Raw genomic sequence first — 430 nt, forward strand, 5'->3', positions numbered from 1 at the left:
CCCCCGCACCCCTCCCGGGCCGGGTTCGCGCCCCGCGCGACCGGACCCGGGCCTCACCCCTCCCCGAGGCGGTGCTCGACCGCTTCGGTGATCTCATCGCGTCGGTCGGCGGGAACCCCGGCCTGTTCGGGGGTGTTCCACACCAGCGCGAAACGGCCGACCTCCCTCCACTCCTCCCCGTGGAACTCCCCGTAGCGGTTGACCCATTCCGCGGCCACGTCCACCGTGGGGAACTCGTAGACGGAGACCTGGTCGGTGACGAGGAGTCGGGTGCAATCGCGCTCGTGCGGATCGCCACCGGCGGCCTGGTTGGAACAGGCCGGGCTGTTGTCCCGGACCTCACCGAGTTCCTCCTCGCCCAGGGCCGAGCGCAGTTCCTCCACCACCTCCCCCGCCCCGGGGCCGGTCGGGGCGGGGGGCGGCGAGGGGG

Annotated in this window: 1 protein-coding gene; it reads right to left on the minus strand. The window is 74.0% G+C overall.

The window, feature by feature from the left end; all coding sequences use genetic code 11:
• Positions 1 to 53: 53 nt before the first annotated feature.
• A partial coding sequence (locus FOE67_RS28360; protein WP_182667639.1) for a hypothetical protein occupies positions 54 to 430 on the minus strand: 377 nt, incomplete at its 5' end.

This window comes from Streptomyces calidiresistens (assembly GCF_014141525.1).
Lineage (GTDB): Bacteria > Actinomycetota > Actinomycetes > Streptomycetales > Streptomycetaceae > Streptomyces > Streptomyces calidiresistens.